15 protein-coding genes and 1 riboswitch are annotated in these 14,544 nt (G+C 71.2%); of the genes, 7 read left to right on the top strand and 8 right to left on the bottom strand.

The features are described 5' to 3' along the window. Window positions 1-34 precede the first annotated feature (34 nt). Window positions 35-1,297 carry an NAD(P)/FAD-dependent oxidoreductase gene (locus AQJ27_RS04365; protein ID WP_079064768.1) on the top strand — a complete coding sequence of 421 codons (1,263 nt, stop codon included), beginning with the start codon at window positions 35-37 and terminating at the stop codon, window positions 1,295-1,297. A gap of 55 nt (window positions 1,298-1,352) precedes the next feature. Here the strand turns inward: AQJ27_RS04365 and AQJ27_RS04360 are convergent, their stop codons facing one another. Further along, window positions 1,353-2,930 carry an MFS transporter gene (locus tag AQJ27_RS04360; protein WP_079064767.1) on the bottom strand — a complete coding sequence of 526 codons (1,578 nt, stop codon included), beginning with the start codon at window positions 2,928-2,930 and terminating at the stop codon, window positions 1,353-1,355. 124 nt (window positions 2,931-3,054) lie between these two features. Here AQJ27_RS04360 and AQJ27_RS04355 point away from each other — a divergent pair, with 124 nt between their 5' ends. Together AQJ27_RS04355 and AQJ27_RS04350 are read left to right on the top strand one after the other, a co-directional pair. After that, window positions 3,055-4,275 carry a cytochrome P450 gene (locus AQJ27_RS04355; RefSeq protein ID WP_067362765.1) on the top strand — a complete coding sequence of 407 codons (1,221 nt, stop codon included), beginning with the start codon at window positions 3,055-3,057 and terminating at the stop codon, window positions 4,273-4,275. A 6-nt stretch (window positions 4,276-4,281) separates the two neighbouring features. Next, window positions 4,282-4,965 (top strand): TetR/AcrR family transcriptional regulator, encoded by a 684-nt coding sequence (locus AQJ27_RS04350; protein WP_067361775.1) that lies wholly within the window; start codon window positions 4,282-4,284, stop codon window positions 4,963-4,965. Between the two features lie 306 nt (window positions 4,966-5,271). Here the strand turns inward: AQJ27_RS04350 and AQJ27_RS04345 are convergent, their stop codons facing one another. From AQJ27_RS04345 to AQJ27_RS04335, 3 genes are all read right to left on the bottom strand, one after another. Continuing rightward, a complete protein-coding gene (locus tag AQJ27_RS04345) occupies window positions 5,272-6,564 on the bottom strand; it encodes a YhgE/Pip domain-containing protein (RefSeq protein WP_067361772.1) in 1,293 nt (430 codons plus the stop codon). 162 nt (window positions 6,565-6,726) lie between these two features. After that, a complete protein-coding gene (locus tag AQJ27_RS04340) occupies window positions 6,727-8,169 on the bottom strand; it encodes an MFS transporter (protein ID WP_067361770.1) in 1,443 nt (480 codons plus the stop codon). A 92-nt stretch (window positions 8,170-8,261) separates the two neighbouring features. Further along, on the bottom strand, window positions 8,262-8,705 hold the full coding sequence (locus AQJ27_RS04335) for a DUF3291 domain-containing protein (protein WP_067361766.1): 444 nt from the start codon (window positions 8,703-8,705) through the stop codon (window positions 8,262-8,264). A gap of 149 nt (window positions 8,706-8,854) precedes the next feature. Here AQJ27_RS04335 and AQJ27_RS04330 point away from each other — a divergent pair, with 149 nt between their 5' ends. Next, window positions 8,855-9,481: a MerR family transcriptional regulator gene (locus AQJ27_RS04330; protein WP_067361764.1), complete on the top strand. Its 627-nt coding sequence runs from the start codon at window positions 8,855-8,857 to the stop codon at window positions 9,479-9,481. A 162-nt stretch (window positions 9,482-9,643) separates the two neighbouring features. On the opposite strand, the gene AQJ27_RS04325 is transcribed toward AQJ27_RS04330, so the two are convergent. Beyond that, a complete protein-coding gene (locus tag AQJ27_RS04325; RefSeq protein WP_079064766.1) occupies window positions 9,644-10,117 on the bottom strand; it encodes a hypothetical protein in 474 nt (157 codons plus the stop codon). A gap of 390 nt (window positions 10,118-10,507) precedes the next feature. On the opposite strand from AQJ27_RS04325, the gene AQJ27_RS60755 reads away from it, so the two are divergent. Together AQJ27_RS60755 and AQJ27_RS04315 are read left to right on the top strand one after the other, a co-directional pair. Further along, window positions 10,508-10,780: a DODA-type extradiol aromatic ring-opening family dioxygenase gene (locus tag AQJ27_RS60755; RefSeq protein WP_067361761.1), complete on the top strand. Its 273-nt coding sequence runs from the start codon at window positions 10,508-10,510 to the stop codon at window positions 10,778-10,780. Window positions 10,781-10,873: 93 nt separating this feature from the next. Further along, window positions 10,874-11,668, top strand: a complete 795-nt coding sequence (locus AQJ27_RS04315) for a maleylpyruvate isomerase family mycothiol-dependent enzyme (protein ID WP_067361758.1) — start codon at window positions 10,874-10,876, stop codon at window positions 11,666-11,668. Window positions 11,669-11,692: 24 nt separating this feature from the next. Here the strand turns inward: AQJ27_RS04315 and AQJ27_RS04310 are convergent, their stop codons facing one another. Next, window positions 11,693-12,238, bottom strand: coding sequence for a MarR family winged helix-turn-helix transcriptional regulator (locus AQJ27_RS04310; protein WP_235613387.1), 546 nt, complete (start codon window positions 12,236-12,238; stop codon window positions 11,693-11,695). 157 nt (window positions 12,239-12,395) lie between these two features. Here AQJ27_RS04310 and AQJ27_RS04305 point away from each other — a divergent pair, with 157 nt between their 5' ends. Beyond that, a complete protein-coding gene (locus tag AQJ27_RS04305) occupies window positions 12,396-12,911 on the top strand; it encodes a YceI family protein (RefSeq protein ID WP_067361756.1) in 516 nt (171 codons plus the stop codon). 65 nt (window positions 12,912-12,976) lie between these two features. On the opposite strand, the gene AQJ27_RS04300 is transcribed toward AQJ27_RS04305, so the two are convergent. Together AQJ27_RS04300 and AQJ27_RS60750 are read right to left on the bottom strand one after the other, a co-directional pair. Next, window positions 12,977-13,666: a glutathione S-transferase C-terminal domain-containing protein gene (locus AQJ27_RS04300; protein WP_067361753.1), complete on the bottom strand. Its 690-nt coding sequence runs from the start codon at window positions 13,664-13,666 to the stop codon at window positions 12,977-12,979. A 152-nt stretch (window positions 13,667-13,818) separates the two neighbouring features. Then, window positions 13,819-13,893 carry a putative leader peptide gene (locus AQJ27_RS60750; RefSeq protein WP_351299548.1) on the bottom strand — a complete coding sequence of 25 codons (75 nt, stop codon included), beginning with the start codon at window positions 13,891-13,893 and terminating at the stop codon, window positions 13,819-13,821. 36 nt (window positions 13,894-13,929) lie between these two features. Beyond that, window positions 13,930-14,076, bottom strand: a riboswitch (SAM riboswitch). Between the last annotated feature and the right edge of the window lie 468 nt (window positions 14,077-14,544).

Here is a 14,544-nt window from a genome sequence, read left to right as displayed (position 1 = left end):
TGGTCGAGGCCGGAACCCACGACCGAGGAGTGACATGGCCGACACACAAAGGCGTGGTGATCCGGCTGTTGGACAGACGAGGCGGATTCTGGTCGTCGGCGCCTCGGCCGCCGGGCTCGCGGCGGTGGAGACCCTGCGCGGGGAGGGGTACGACGGCACGCTCACCCTGGTCGGTGAGGAGCCGCACGCGCCCTACGATCGGCCGCCGCTGTCGAAGCAGGTCCTCGGCGCACAGTGGGAGCCCGAGCGGCTGGCGCTGCGCGCGCAGGCGGAGTTGGACGGGCTCGATCTCGATCTGCGGCTGGGGGTCGCCGCGACGGCTCTCGACGCGGCCGCTCGTACGGTCCTGCTGGCCGACGGCACGCGACTGGCGTACGACGGTCTGATCGTGGCCACCGGGGTACGCCCGCGCAGGCTCCCCGGCGAGGGCGCGCACGTACTGCGCACGGTGGACGACGCGCTCGCCCTGCGGGAACGGCTGGGGCACGGGCGGCGACTCGTGATCGTCGGTGCCGGGTTCCTCGGTGCGGAGGCCGCCGCCGTGGCGCGCGGCATGGGCACGGAGGTCACACTCCTCGAACCGGCCCCGGTTCCGCTGGCGCACGCGGTGGGCGAGGAGGTCGGGCGGGTGTTCTCGGCGGCCCACCTGGAGCACGGCGTCGATCTGCGGACCGGTGTGACCGTCACCGAGGTGACGGAGGACGGTGTGCGGCTCGCGGGCGGTGAACTCGTCGACGCCGACGAGGTGTTGGTCACGATCGGGTGTGTGCCGAACACCGGGTGGCTCGAGGGCAGCGGCCTCAAGGTGGCCGACGGCCTGGTGTGCGACCAGTTCTGCGCGGCCGGGCCGGGGGTGTACGGGGCGGGGGACGTCGCCCGTTGGTACAACCCGCTGTTCGGTACGTCGATGCGGATCGAGCATCGGACCAATGCCGCCGAGCAGGGCGTCACCGCCGCCTACAACCTGCTTCACCCCGAGGCCCGCAGGCCCTTCGCCCCGATGCCGTACTTCTGGTCGGACCAGTACGACATGAAGGTGCAGGCGTTCGGTCATCTGCGCGGGCACGACGAGACCGTCGTGGTGGAGGGCGAGATGAGCGAGCGTCGGTTCCTGGCCATCTACCGCACCGGTGACCGGCTGGCGGGAGCCCTCGCGGTCGGGATGCCGCCGAAGGCCATGCGTCCCTGGCGGCAGTCCATTGCCACCGGCACCAGCTGGCACGAGGCGATACGGGCGTGGGCATGGGCGACGGACGCCGATGCCAAGGAAGTCGTCCACGGCGAACCGTCGTTCTGAGCACCGCCCGCACGAGGGCCCGCGCGTCGCCGTGCGGGCCCCGTCGGCCCGCGGCCTACGGCCTCGTCTCCACGGCCGTACCCGCCGAAGTGTCCGCCGAAGTGCCCGTCGAAGTCCCCGCGGAAGTCCCCGCGGAAGTCCCCTCGGAAGTGCCCTCGGAAGTGTCCGCGGGCGTGGACGGATCCCCGGTCACCGGCGCCGACGGGGTGCCGGCGAGCGGGCTTCGGCGGGGCAGGCAGGCGGCGAAGCCGAAGGCGACCAGGGCGGCGCCGGAACCGATGGCCATGACCACCCGGAAGGCGTTCTCGGAGGGCAGGGCCACGGAGCCGAACGTGGTGGTCAGCTGGGCCAGGGTGACACCCGCGACCGCGCTGGAGACCGACGTGCCGATGGACCGCATGAGTGTGTTGAGGCTGTTGGCCGCGGCGGTCTCGGAGACGGGTACGGCCCCCATGACGAGCGAGGGCATCGCGCCGTAGGCGAGCCCGACGCCGGCCCCGATGATGCTGGAGACGAGGACGAGCTGCCAGATGGCGGACATCATCGTGACGCTGAGTCCGTAGCCGGCGGCGACCACGAGGGCGCCGAGCATCAGCGTGACCTTGGGCCCCTTGGTCCTGGAGATCCGCGCGGACAGCGGCGCCGTGGCCATCATCACCAGGCCGTTGGGCGCCATGACCAGGCCGACGACCATCATCGACTGCCCGAGGCCGTAGCCGGTGGCCTTCGGCAGTTGCAGGAGCTGCGGCAGCACCAGGGCCATCGCGAACATCGAGAAGCCGAACACGGCGGAGGCGAGATTGGTGAACAGCACCTGACGCCGCGCGGTGGTCCGCAGGTCCACCAGCGGCTGCCGCGCACGCAGCTCCCAGCGGCCCCACACCAGCAGCACGGCGACGGCCACCGTGAACAGGGCGACGGTCGTGGCGCTCGCCCAGCCCCAGTCGGCCCCCTTGGAGATCGCCAGCAGCAGACACAGCAGCGCGGCCGACAGCCCGGCCGCGCCCACCAGGTCGAAGCGTCCGCCGGTGCGCGCGGACGACTCCGGTACGAGCGTCACGACGAGCACGGCCGCCACCACGCCGAAGCCCGCCGCGGTCCAGAACAGCAGGTGCCAGTCCGCGTGGTCGGCGAGGAACGCGGCCGCGGGCAGACCGAGCGCGGCACCGATGCCCAGCGAGGCGCTCATCATCGCGGTCGCCCCGCCGAGCCGCTCGGGCGGCAGTTCGTCGCGCATGATGCTGATCCCGAGCGCGATCACACCGGCCGACAGGCCCTGCAGGGTCCGTCCGACGACCATCGGGGCCAGACTGTCGCTGAGCGCGCACACGGTGGATCCGGCCACCAGCATGGCGAGGCTCGCCAGGAGCATCCGCCGCTTGCCGTACATGTCACCGAGACGCCCCACCACCGGGGTCGCGACGGCGCCCGCGAGCAGGGTGGCCGTGATCGCCCACGTGGTGTCCGAGGCCGAGGCGCCCAGGTACCCCGGAAGCTCCGGGACCAGGGGGATCACCAGGGTCTGCATCAGCGAGACGACGATCCCGGCGAAGGCCAGCACCGCCACGACGGTGTCCGGCCGTGGCGGACCGCTCGTCCCGGAGCCGGAGGGGTGGGCAAGGGCCTCGGACATGGCGGAGCCTCCGTCTGGGTGCTGCGATGGCCAGATTTTAAAGCAGCTGCTTGACTTAGATTACTGGCCGGGGTTGCCTGATCGTGTGGAGACGGCTGAATCGGAGGAGACGGAGGAGACCGCGATGGACGTATATGACGACGAGCCGACGTTGACCTATCCGATCCCCGGCGCGACACCGCTGGGACCCCCCGAGGAATGGGCGAGACTGCGACAGCGGTGCCCGGTGGCGCGCGTGACGCTGCCCAGCGGCGACGAGGCGTCCCTGCTGACCCGCTACGCGGACGTCAGACAGGTGCTGTCCGATCCGCGCTTCAGCCGCCTGCTGAACGCCGACGACGCCGCCCGGATCTCCGCCACCGAATCGGGCGGGGCCTTCAACGACGAGATGTCCAACGCCATGCCGCAGACCGGCGAGGCCCACCGGCGCTGGCGGCGGACGGTGAGCAAGTGGTTCACCGCCAAGCGGACGGCCGCGCTGCGCCCGGGGATGGAGGCGATGGCCGAGAGGCTCCTCGACACCATGGTGGAGCACGGCCAACCCGCCGACCTGAAGGCCCACTTGGCCTTTCCACTGCCGGTGTGGGTGATCTGCGATCTGCTCGGCGTCCCCGACGAGGACCGGGACCGGTTCTCCTACTGGTCGGACACCCTGCTCAACCTCACCAAGTACGGGCAGGCGGAGATCGACGCGGCACAGGCCGAGTTCGTCGCCTACATGACCGCCCATGTCGCCGCCAAACGGGCGCACCCGGGCGACGACCTGCTCAGTGACCTCCTCACGGCCACCGACCCGACCGGATACCGGCTCACCCAGCAGGAGTTGGTGTACACCGGCCAGGGCCTGCTGGTCGCCGGGCACGAGACCACGGCGAACATGATCGGGAAGATGGTCGCCATGCTGCTGGCCGACCGGCGGCACTGGGAGCGGCTGCTCGCGGACCCCTCGTTGGTGCGCCCCGCGGTCGAGGAGGCGCTGCGCATGGACGCCAACCCGGGACTTGGCATGCCGCGTTACATCGGCGAGGAGACCGAGGTCGGCGACACGGTACTGCCCAAGGGCACCACCGTGCTGTGCAGCATGGCCGCCGCGAACCGGGACGAGACCGCCTTCGAGGACGCCGGGGAGATGATCCTCGACCGCACCCCGAACACCCATCTGGCGTTCGGCGTCGGCCCGCACTCCTGCCTCGGACAGGCGCTGGCCCGAACCGAGCTGGGAGCCGTCCTCGACGTACTGCTGCGTAGGCTTCCCTCGCTCGACCTGGCCGTTCCGGTCGAGGAACTGCGACGGCTCGAGGGACTGGTCGTCGGAGGGCTGCGCGAAGTCCCGGTGAGGTGGTGACCGGCCATGGCGGCCAGAACCGTACGGGCCGAACAGGTCAGTGCGACACGGGGGTCGATCCTGACCGCGGCGGAGCGACTTTACGCCGAGCAAGGGGTGTACGCGGTCTCCAACCGCCAGGTCAGCGAGGCCGCGGGGCAGGGCAACAACGCCGCGGTCGGCTATCACTTCGGCACCAGGGCCGACCTGGTGCGGGCGATCGTGCGCAAGCACTTCGTACGGATCGAGCAGGTGCGCCTGCGGCTGCTCGCCGAGATCGACGAGGAGAACGCCGACATCCGGGACTGGGTGGCCTGCCTGGTGCGCCCCCTCACCGAACATCTGGCCGAGCTCGGCCGGCCGTCCTGGTACGCCCGTTTCACCGCGCAGGTGATGACCGACCCGGCGCTGCGCCGGATCGTGATCGACGAGACCCTCAGCTCCCCGTCGCTGCGGATGGTCCTGGAACGGCTGCACCGGTGCCTTTCCGACCTGCCGGTCGAGGTGCACGCCGAGCGCAGTGACATGGCGCGGGAGCTGATGGTGCACATGTGCGCCGAGCGCGAGCGCGCCCTCGCCGACAACACCCCCACGCCACGGTCCAGTTGGCACGACACCGCACTCGGCCTGACCGATGCCGTCGTCGCGCTGTGGCTGGCACCGATCACACCCTGCCCGCGCCGGCAGCGGGGTGAGATCTGCCGCGACTGATCCCGTCCGTACGGCTTCCGCGGAGCCACGGTCCCGTCGCCGGGGAGCGCTCCATCAGCTTCATCACGATGGACGATCCCGAACACGCGCGGCTGCGGCGGATGGTTACGGGCGGCGCTGGTGGACACCGACCTCGACAGGATCCGGTCCAAGCACGACGGGTCCGTGTGCGGTCGCCGGGAGCCTGGCCCTGCTTCCCCTGGCCGTGGGCTGCGACGCCGGAGGGGAGGAGGGCCACGACCGGGCCTTGACGAGGTCCCGCTCCCAGGGTGTGGTCTCCCCTCTCGCGTGATGTCCTCTGCGCGATCAGTCGGAGGGCTGGGGGGTGAAGCGGTGCAGGCCCTTGCGGTCGTAGTAGCGGGTCATGGTGAGGCCGAAGAGGAGGGCGACGGCGGCGCCGACGGCGATCATGATCCAGGAGCGGGTGAGGCCGGCGTCGGCGCGGGCGTCGAAGAAGAGGATGGCGCGGACGCCGACACTGAGTTGCCGCATGGGTTCGAAGAGGCTCAGGAAACGGTAGAAGCCCGGGACGGCTTCGAGGGGGACGGTGGAACCGGAGGAGGGCAGGCCCAGGACGATGAACACGAACATGGAGACGAGCTGGCCGATGCCCCCGAAGGCGGCGTTGATGGCCTGCACGCCCAGGCCGACGGCCAGTGACGCGCAGTAGGAGTAGATCCACAGCAGCGGGAGGTGCGAGGCGTCCATGCCGAGGATCCCGACGGTGGCGATCATGACCAGTGTGGTGGTCAGGAGGGTGATCCCCGCGGTCATGACCATCTTCAGCAGCAGCGTCTGGGTGCGGCTGATGGGCACGGTGGGGCGGCGGGCGTGCCAGGGCCCGATCTCGTTGTCGGCGTAACCGAGGGCGGTGTCGACGCCGTTGCTGATGACGTTGCCGCCGAGGAACCCGGCGAGGACGAGAAGCAGGGTGTAGTAGAACGCGCTCAGTCCCAGACCGCTGTGCTCGCCGATCGGGTGGCCGACCTGGGTGGCGACGGCGACGGGGTCGGCGAGCACGAGGCGGGTGGTGGCGTCGGCCCCCGCGGTGGCGGGGGAATCCATCAGTTGCATGCCGATGGCCAGGGAGGCCTGCTGCGCGGCCTGTTGGGTGATCCGGCTCGCGAGGGAGGAGCCGAGACTGCCCATGCCGGGGTTGGTGAGCACGGTCAGGGTGGGCCGGGTGGTGGCGTTCGCGGTGGTGAGGGTGGCGGTGGTGGTCGTGAAGTCGGCGGGGACGACCAGGGCGCCGTAGATCTTGCCGGAGGCCAGTCTGTCCTGGGCCTCGGCGCGGGTGAGGGGTTGCCAGTCGGCCTTGCCGGAGGTGTCGGCGGTGAGGGAGCGGGTGACCTGTGTGCCGAGGTTCGTGGTCTGCCCGGGCAGCGGTCTGCCCTGGTCGGCGTTGACGATGCCGATGGGCAGGCCGTGCAGTTCCCCGTTCGGGTTCACGATGCCGCCCATGTAGAGCATTGACAGCAGGAACGCCAGCAGCCCGCACAGCACGGTCGGCACCAGCCACAGCTTCGGCCGACGCAGGAGCGCGGCGGCGCTTGCCCGGACGCGGGAGTCGTCGGCGGGGGGCGTGCTGTCGGCGGCCATGGCTCTCCGTGGGTGGGTGCGGCGCGGGACCTGCGTGGGCGGGTACGGGCGCCCGCACCCGCCCAGGATGGAGGCTGCGGCGGCGCGGCGGTCAGCGACGCGCCGCGCACGGAACGCCGCGGGGGCACCGCGCCTCCTGCTCAGCGCCGCGCGGAGCGGAGTTCACGCGCCCGCCCCCTCCGGTCGCGGTCCGCGCGGGATGGCCAGCGCGCACACCGCGCCCACGAGGACGACCGCGACGCCGACCCACACCGCCGGGTGCAGACCGTCGATGAACCGCTGGGGCGTGCCCATGCCGCCGTGGGCGACGAAGGCCGAGCTGAGGACCGCGATACCGAGGGCGCCGCCGATCTCGCGGACGGTGGTGTTGGCGCCGGAGGCCTTGCCTGCGTGCTCCTTGCTGACCGACCCGAGGACGACCGCGGCCGTCGGGGCGAACACGAGACCCATACCGACACCGGCGACGATCATCGGGGCGACGAGGGAGGAGTACGGGGTGTCGATGTCCGCGACCACGTTGATCCAGCCGAGACCCACGCCCTGGAGGAAGAGCCCGAGGGCCATCAGCCTGCCGCCGCCCACCCGGTCGGAGAGCAGTCCGGCGACGGGGGCGACGAACATGGGCATCAGGGTCCAGGCCAGGGTGCGCACTCCGGCCTCGAACGGTGTGCGCTGCGGCACGATCTGGAGGTACTGGGCGAGCAGGAACAGCGAACCGAAGACGCCGAAGTACATCGCCGCGGAGACGACGTTGGTCAGGGTGAAGGCCCGTACCCGGTAGAACGAGAGCGGCAGCATCGGCTCGGGAACCCGTGCCTCCCAGGCCACGAAGACGGCGAGGAGCACCGCGCCCCCCAGGAACGCCCCCAGCACCTTCGCCGACGTCCAGCCGTCCGTGTCGCCGTGCACGATGCCCCACACCACGGCGCACAGTCCGGCGGCGGCCAGCACCATCCCGACCAGGTCGAGGCGGACGCCCGGAAGTGAACTCTCGCGCAGGGTGAGCAGGATGAGGGGTACGGCCACGACGCCCACCGGCACGTTGATCCAGAAGATCCATCGCCAGTCCAGCCCGTCGACCACCGCGCCGCCGACCACCGGGCCCATCGCCACCGCCAGCCCGCTGATGCCCGACCACAGACCGAGGGCGAGGCCGCGCAGCCGCTCCGGCACGGCCTGGGAGAGCAGGGTCAGCGACAGCGGCATCACGGCCGCGGCACCGAAGCCCTGGACGGCGCGGTAGGCGATCAACTGCGCGCTGCTGTCGGCCAGTCCGCAGCCGGCGGAGGCCAGGGTGAAGACGACGATGCCGATCACGAAGACCCGCCGGCGCCCGAACCGGTCGCCCAGGGCGGCACCCGTCATCAGCAGACAGGCGAAGCTGAGCACATACGCGTTGACGAACCACTGGAGCTGCTGGGTGGACGCCTCCAGATCCACGGCCAGGGTGCGCAGCGCCGTGGAGACGACGAGGTTGTCCAGCGCGACCATGAACATGGGCACGCTGCACGCGACGATCGCGAGCCACAGCGGCACCCTTCGTGGCTCGCGCGCCGGGGCGACCGAAGGGTCGTCCAGGGCCGGGTCCTGCTCGGACAGCGTCATGACGGTACGTCTCCTTGGGCGATGAAGAGTTGGGCGATGAAGAGTTGGTCGGGGGGAGAGGCGGGGAAGGGTGGGGAGGAGCCGGGGCAGTGTCAGGCGGTGCCGGGTCCGGTGCCCGAAGGTCCGCGCTCGCCGGTGGCATCGGCGTGCTCCTGCTCGGCGAGCCGTCGTCGGGCGTCCGCCCAGTCGAGGGGGAGTTGCGAGGCCGGAAGCTCCCAGAACGTGAAGACCGAGCCGCTCGTCGTGGACCGCAGCCCGGTCATGATCGAGCGGTGCGGTTCGGTCTTCGCGTAGGTGTAGAGGGCCCGCTTGTCCTCCCAGGCCGACAGCGTCCAGAAGGTGCGCTTGAGCGGCTGGGCGACGAGCGTGGCGCCGTAGGCGCCGGGTGCGGTCTTCACCTGCTTCCACGCGGCCAGGGACCGCAGGAAGAAACGCGGTACGTCACGGAAGGAACGGACCTCGAAGCGCGAGGCCATGACGAACGCCCGGGAGTCCGGTGCGGGTGCGTTGACGGTGGTCCAGGGGAGCGTGGGCACGGTGGCGCCTTCTTCCACAGAGGCAGGACGACGGACGGAGGCCCCAGGGCGCGCCCAACGGACGGAGGCCCAGGGGAGCGCCCATTGGATACCTCCGCTATCCATGTTAGACAGTAGAGGTATCCAATGACCAGAGCGGAGCCGACCCGATGCGTATCTCCGAGCTGAGCCGCCTCAGTGGCGTCTCCGTCACGACGATCAAGTACTACCTCCGCGAGGGGCTGCTCCCGGCCGGCCGGCAACGGTCGGCGACCCAGGCCGAGTACGACGGGCACCATCTGCGCAGGCTGCGCCTGATCCGCGCGCTGACCGGCGTACGGGGGCTGTCCGTCAGCACCACCCGGGAGGTCCTGGGAGCCCTGGCGGAGCACACCGGAGACACCCATCGCCTGCTCGGTCTCGCCCTCGGTTCGATCGGGCCCTTCGAGGACTCCGCGGAGGACTCCACCGGACGGGCCGAAGTCGACGGGCTCGTAGAGGAGTTGGGCTGGGACGTCCACGACTCGGCGCCCGCGCGGGTGGCTCTGGCCGAGACGCTGGGCTCGCTGCGCGGCCTGGGGGTCCCGCTCGACCGGGGTGCGCTCGTGCCGTACGCCCGGCTGGCCGAACACACCGCGGTGCTCGACCTCGACCAGTTGGACGGGATCGACGACCCGCTGGAACTGGCCGAGCGTGCGCTGCTGCTCACGGTCCTGCTCGAACCCGCGCTGATGGCGCTGCGCCGCATGGCCCAGGAGAACGAGTCGGCGCGGCGCCACGGGGGCGGTCGCCCTTGATCGGACGGCCGCCGTTGAACGGACGGCCGCCGTTGAACGGGCGAGCGCCGTTGAGCGGACGGCCGCCTTGAAGGGGCGGCCGCCATGGGGTGGACGGTGTGGTTCGGGTGGCGCTGACCGGATGACGCCGACCGGGGAGCGCCGATCAGGCGGTGGTCGCGATCAGCGCGGGTCCTCCGGGAGGCAGTCGAGCAGGGCGTTCAGGCCGTCGTGGTCGAGGACGGAGACGCCCAGGGCCACGGTCATCACGGCCAGCAGATGCACGGCCCCCGGGAGGTCCGCGTCGGCGGTGCGTGTCAGGGCCTGCGTGTCGCCCGCCGCCCAGGCCCGGACCGCCTGCCCGAAGGCGAACTCGTAGTGCGGGGGAGCCGCCGTGGCCGCCTGTTCGGCGGCCCGGCCCACATCACGGGCCGCGGGCTGGGCGGTCAGGGTGAGGCGCAGGGTGACGTCCATGACGGCACAGAGGTAGGTGTACGTGTCGTCGAGGGCGGAATCGTCCAGGGTGTCCAGGGCCGAGGCGACGGCCCGCGCGTCGCCGTCGGTGTACCCGCGCAGCAGGAGCAACGCGGTGTGCCGGGCGGGGTGGGGGCCGGTGATCCGGTCGCGGGGCGAGGGGGTGGAGGGATGGTGCGACACGCGGTGGACTCCTTCGGCGGCAGCCCGAACTCCGGACGGTCCACCGCTGAGCTGCACCTGACCGTGGACTGTGGCCGACCCTAGTGAAGCCCGTCGGCCACCGCGTCCGACCGGCGTCCGATCCCGCATACGGAGTTCGGACTACTTCCGATCGCGTACGGCGCCCTTCTTCGGGCCCCCGGCGTCACCGTCCGCGGCCGTTTGGTTGACGTCTCAAGTGGGATGACCTAGGGTCAAAGTTGAATGTTCAAGTTAATGGACCTCACCCCGCAGGCCGGAGCACCCTCACTCATGTAAGGACCGGCATGAACTCCCTCCTTGATCCCGAGGTGGCCGCCGGAGCGTACGACCGGTTCCTGATCGACGCGCTGCCGCGAGCCAGGTCCCAGCGTGGCCCTCGCGCACCGCGTGGCCGGGACCATGCCGGACGGCGATTCGCTGTACGAGCACCCCTCCCGCGGCCTCGACCACGGAGCATGGGTGCCGCTGATGGCCATGTACCCCTTGGGTGACATCCCGGTGCTCCAGCTCGGCCTGCCCACCCACGACCCCGGCCGCCTCCTCGAACTCGGCGCCCGGCTCGCGCCCTTCCTCACCCGCGCGATGCTGACGAAGGGCGAAGTGCCGACCGGGCGGTGCACGCCACTGTCGAGGGCTTCATGATGGGCTTCTCCAAGCGGTCCTTCCAGACCGCGGTGTGAACCCCTGATCCCTCCGTACCGACACAAACCGTTTCCACGCCAACGGAGTTGAGACATGAACGACCGTGCCGACCAGACCATCGACGCCCTGCGCGGCGGACACGACTACCTGACCGCCGTGGTGCACGGGCTCGCCACCGCCGACCTCACCCGGCCGTCCGGGGCGTCGGAGTGGGACGTGTCCCAGGTCCTCAGCCACCTGGGCAGCGGCGCGGAGATCGGCCTCGCCTCCCTGGAGGGCGCGCTGAACGGCACCGGGCCCAAGGACGGCGACTTCAACAAGTCGGTGTGGGCGCGCTGGGACGCGATGTCCCCGGTCGAGCGCGCCGAGAGTTTCGTGACCGCCAACGAGGCGCTGGTGCGCGGGTACGAGTCTCTCGACCCGCGGGCCCGTGCCGAACTCCGGGTCGACCTCGGCTTCCTGCCCGCGCCCGTGGACGTCGCGACGGTGGCGGGTCTGCGGCTCGGCGAGTTCACCCACCACACCTGGGACGTGGAGGTGGCCTTCGACCGTACGGCGGTCCTGGCGCCCGCCGCGGTCGAGCCGCTCCTCGACCAGGCCGGACTGCTCATCGGCTTCCTCGGCAAGGTCGAGGCCCTCGGCGGGCGGCAGGTTCGCCTCGCGGTCCACACCACCGCTCCTCGGCGCGCGTTCGGGCTCGACCTGGTGGACGCGGTCGCGCTCACCGACGAGCCGGCCGAGCCCGACGCCGTCCTGAGCGCACCGGCCGAGTGGTGGCTGCGGCTCGTCACCGGCCGCCATGCCGCCGCCCACACCCCGAACGAGGTGACCCTCAAGGGCGACAGCCTCACCCTGGATGACCTGCGACGCGTCTTCCCCGGGTTCTGATCCGCCGGTCCGTCCCCTGAGGGGCTACTTCCCCGGCCCCTCGGGGGACGCGTCGCCACCCTCGACCTGCCCGGAGTCCGCACCGGGATGCGGCGAGGGCGGCAGCAAGTCGTGCAGTTCCTCGTAGCGCTGCGCGCAGGCCGTCTGCGCGATGGCCTGCGAGACGGCATCGGCCAGCGGGCCCGTGGACTCGCGCAGCAGCAGACGCGCCTTGTCCGTGAGGGCCACCTCGATACCGCGCCGGTCGCCGCACGCCGAGCGCCGTGTGATCAGTCCCGCGTGCTGCAGACACGCCACCTGATAGGTCAGCCGCGTCTTGGGGCGGCCCAGCAGTTCCGCGATCTGGGTCATCCGCAGGCTGGATCCGGGCTGGTCGGCCAGCAGGCACAACACCAGGAACTCGTCGTGCGAGACGTCGAGGGTGTCCTTGACGCGGGTGCGCAGTTGCTGCTCGATCGCCCCGGCCGCCGCCAGGAGACGCATCCAGGCCCGCAGCGGGGCGGGCAGCAGCTCACCGTCGCCCGACGGCTCGCGTTCGGGCAGGTCAGCGGGGGCGGAAGGGTCGGCCACAGTGTCACAGTCTACCGGTTGTCCAAATTTGAAGAACCGGCTAGCGTGGAGTCATCCAAATTTGGATGACCGCGTTGTCCCCACAGTCCCCGTGTGCCGCGCGCCCTCGTGCGTCGCGCACCCCTGTGCACCGCCCGTAACCGTCTGGAGAACTCTCATGACCGTCGCCGTCGAAACCGGCCTGTGGCAGCTCGACCCCGCCCGTACCACCGTCGCCATCAAGCACAAGACGATGTGGGGCATGGTCACCGTGAAGGGCACCTTCACCGGAGTGGCCGGAGAGGGCGAGGTCCAGTCCGACGGGACCGCTCGCGGCACCATCACCCTGGATGTCGCGTCCCTGGACACGAAGAACGCCAAGCGGGACAAGCACCTTCGCTCCGCCGACCTCTTCGACGCCGACCGCCACCCCACGATCACCTTCGCCGTCCGCGACGCCGTCCTCGGTCAGGACGACACCGTGGAGATCAACGGGCAGCTGACCGTGCGCGGCATCAGCCGGCCGCAGCCCGTCACCGGCCGGGTGACCGGGGCGAGCGCCGACACCGTCACGCTCACCGCGGAGTTCACCGTGGACCGCGACCAGTTCGACATGGGCTGGAACCAGATGGGCATGATCCGCGGCTTGACGACCGTCACCGGCACGCTCGTCTTCACCCGCGCCAAGGGCTGAGCCGACGCGGCGCCGGGGCCCGGGCCCTACGGCCCCACTGGCCCCGGCGACCTTGGCGTACGCGCTCAGCGCACCTTGCCGTGGAAGGCCGGGTGGGCGTCGAGCCGACGTACGTAGGCGCGGAGCCGACCGTACGGGGAAAGGGACTCCGTCGGGCCGAGTTGGGTCAGGGCCACCCAGAGGTCGACGTCCGCGGCCGTCAGCTCGTCGCCCAACGCGTAGACGTGCGAGGCGAGTTGCCGGTCAAGCGACTGGAGTGCCGCCGTGCGCGCAAGCGGCGGCGCGGTGGGCGTGACGTCCCGGTCGAGGAGTTCGCGCAAGGCGTCGATGTCCGCGGTGAGGGCCGGTGGGTTCAGCCGGGGGAGGCGGGTGTCGCTCTGGCAGACCGGCAGCCCGGCGAGGTCACGCAGGATGTCCGGCGTGTGGTTGCTCACGATCCGTCCGCTCCAACGGTCGCACAGCGCGGGCGCGGTGAGCGGACCGTCGTAGTGGTGCCAGGTGGCCTCGTACGCGCCGCGCAGTGCGGCGAACGCCTCGGGTGTCTCGGCGGGAAGCGTCAGCAGCGTGGTGGCGACCGAGTCGTGGAGCCCCAGCAGCTCCAGGGTGACCGAGATACGCAGCGAACGCGGACAGCCCTCGGCGAGGTACAGCTGATAGCGGTGCGGTGCCGGGTAGAAACCGCCGGCCAGGCCGACGCCGATGCGGCTGCGGATGCGGTGGGGGCGAGGAGCGGCGAGCGAGACTGTCTTGGGCATGACTCTCCAGGCAACGTCGAAGCCCCCGCGGCCCGTTGGGCGGCGGTGGCGGAACGGAGTGACTGCGCTGACGTACGGGCCGGTCCGGATCGTGGGACATGCCTGACCGGACGGACCGCGTGGACCAGTACGCGCTGGACGGACCGCCTGGACTAGTACGCGCTGGAGACCCGCTGCAGATCGATGTGCAGGCGCCTGGTCAGACCGTTCGTGCTCCTCCTGGCCATTCCCATCGCTCCCGTGTCCGGGGCTCGCGAGAGGCGAGACCGCGCTTGTCCCACCGCACCGGCGGGACCCGGTCGTCACCCGGGGCACCCCGTCGCGGTGGAAGGGTTGCCTGTCAGCGGGCCGGGGCCGATAACCGCGTCGAACGGGAGAAACCCGCACGACGGGCGCTGACAATCGTGACCGTCCCCGTCAGTCTCCGTGCGGTCCGCGGAGCAGTCAAGAAGGCATATGCGCGGTCTCACCACGTGGTCATTCCGGCCGGTGCGCGTTGACATTCGTTTGGGGCCATGCCTAACTTACGCCGCATCGGACCGGATCGACTCCGGTGCGCTCAAGGCCCAGCGGGGCGGAATGGTGACGGTGAACGCGATGTACGCAGCTGACGGGACGACCGCTTCGCGGCGCCACGGCTGCCCCGCCGCCGCACTGTGTTGTAGCTCCCGCGGCGCCCGCTGTCTCTGTCAGGGCTGACCGCTTCCGCCTTCCGCGGCGTTGAACGTCCGCACGGCTCGACCCCCTTCGCCCGCCGCCCTGTCGGCGTGCTGCCGGTGAGCCTCTCCTTCCTCCGTACCCCCTGACATCCGTCTGTCCCCGCGCGCACCGCCGTCGTACGGGCCGGCGGCGGTGTGTCCGCATTCGTTGGAGCCCTC

The sequence above is a fragment of the Streptomyces olivochromogenes genome, from assembly GCF_001514115.1.
Taxonomy (GTDB): Bacteria; Actinomycetota; Actinomycetes; order Streptomycetales; family Streptomycetaceae; genus Streptomyces; species Streptomyces olivochromogenes.
The sequence above is the reverse complement of the archived record's forward strand: the minus strand, read 5'-3'. Positions and strand labels throughout refer to the sequence as shown.

Coding starts and splice junctions, on each gene's coding strand:
- AQJ27_RS04365 (WP_079064768.1), top strand. CDS start 35: ATGGCCGACACACAAAGGCGTGGTGATCCGGCTGTTGGACAGACGAGG.
- AQJ27_RS04360 (WP_079064767.1), bottom strand. CDS start 2,930: ATGTCCGAGGCCCTTGCCCACCCCTCCGGCTCCGGGACGAGCGGTCCG.
- AQJ27_RS04355 (WP_067362765.1), top strand. CDS start 3,055: ATGGACGTATATGACGACGAGCCGACGTTGACCTATCCGATCCCCGGC.
- AQJ27_RS04350 (WP_067361775.1), top strand. CDS start 4,282: ATGGCGGCCAGAACCGTACGGGCCGAACAGGTCAGTGCGACACGGGGG.
- AQJ27_RS04345 (WP_067361772.1), bottom strand. CDS start 6,564: ATGGCCGCCGACAGCACGCCCCCCGCCGACGACTCCCGCGTCCGGGCA.
- AQJ27_RS04340 (WP_067361770.1), bottom strand. CDS start 8,169: ATGACGCTGTCCGAGCAGGACCCGGCCCTGGACGACCCTTCGGTCGCC.
- AQJ27_RS04330 (WP_067361764.1), top strand. CDS start 8,855: ATGCGTATCTCCGAGCTGAGCCGCCTCAGTGGCGTCTCCGTCACGACG.
- AQJ27_RS04315 (WP_067361758.1), top strand. CDS start 10,874: ATGAACGACCGTGCCGACCAGACCATCGACGCCCTGCGCGGCGGACAC.
- AQJ27_RS04305 (WP_067361756.1), top strand. CDS start 12,396: ATGACCGTCGCCGTCGAAACCGGCCTGTGGCAGCTCGACCCCGCCCGT.
- AQJ27_RS04300 (WP_067361753.1), bottom strand. CDS start 13,666: ATGCCCAAGACAGTCTCGCTCGCCGCTCCTCGCCCCCACCGCATCCGC.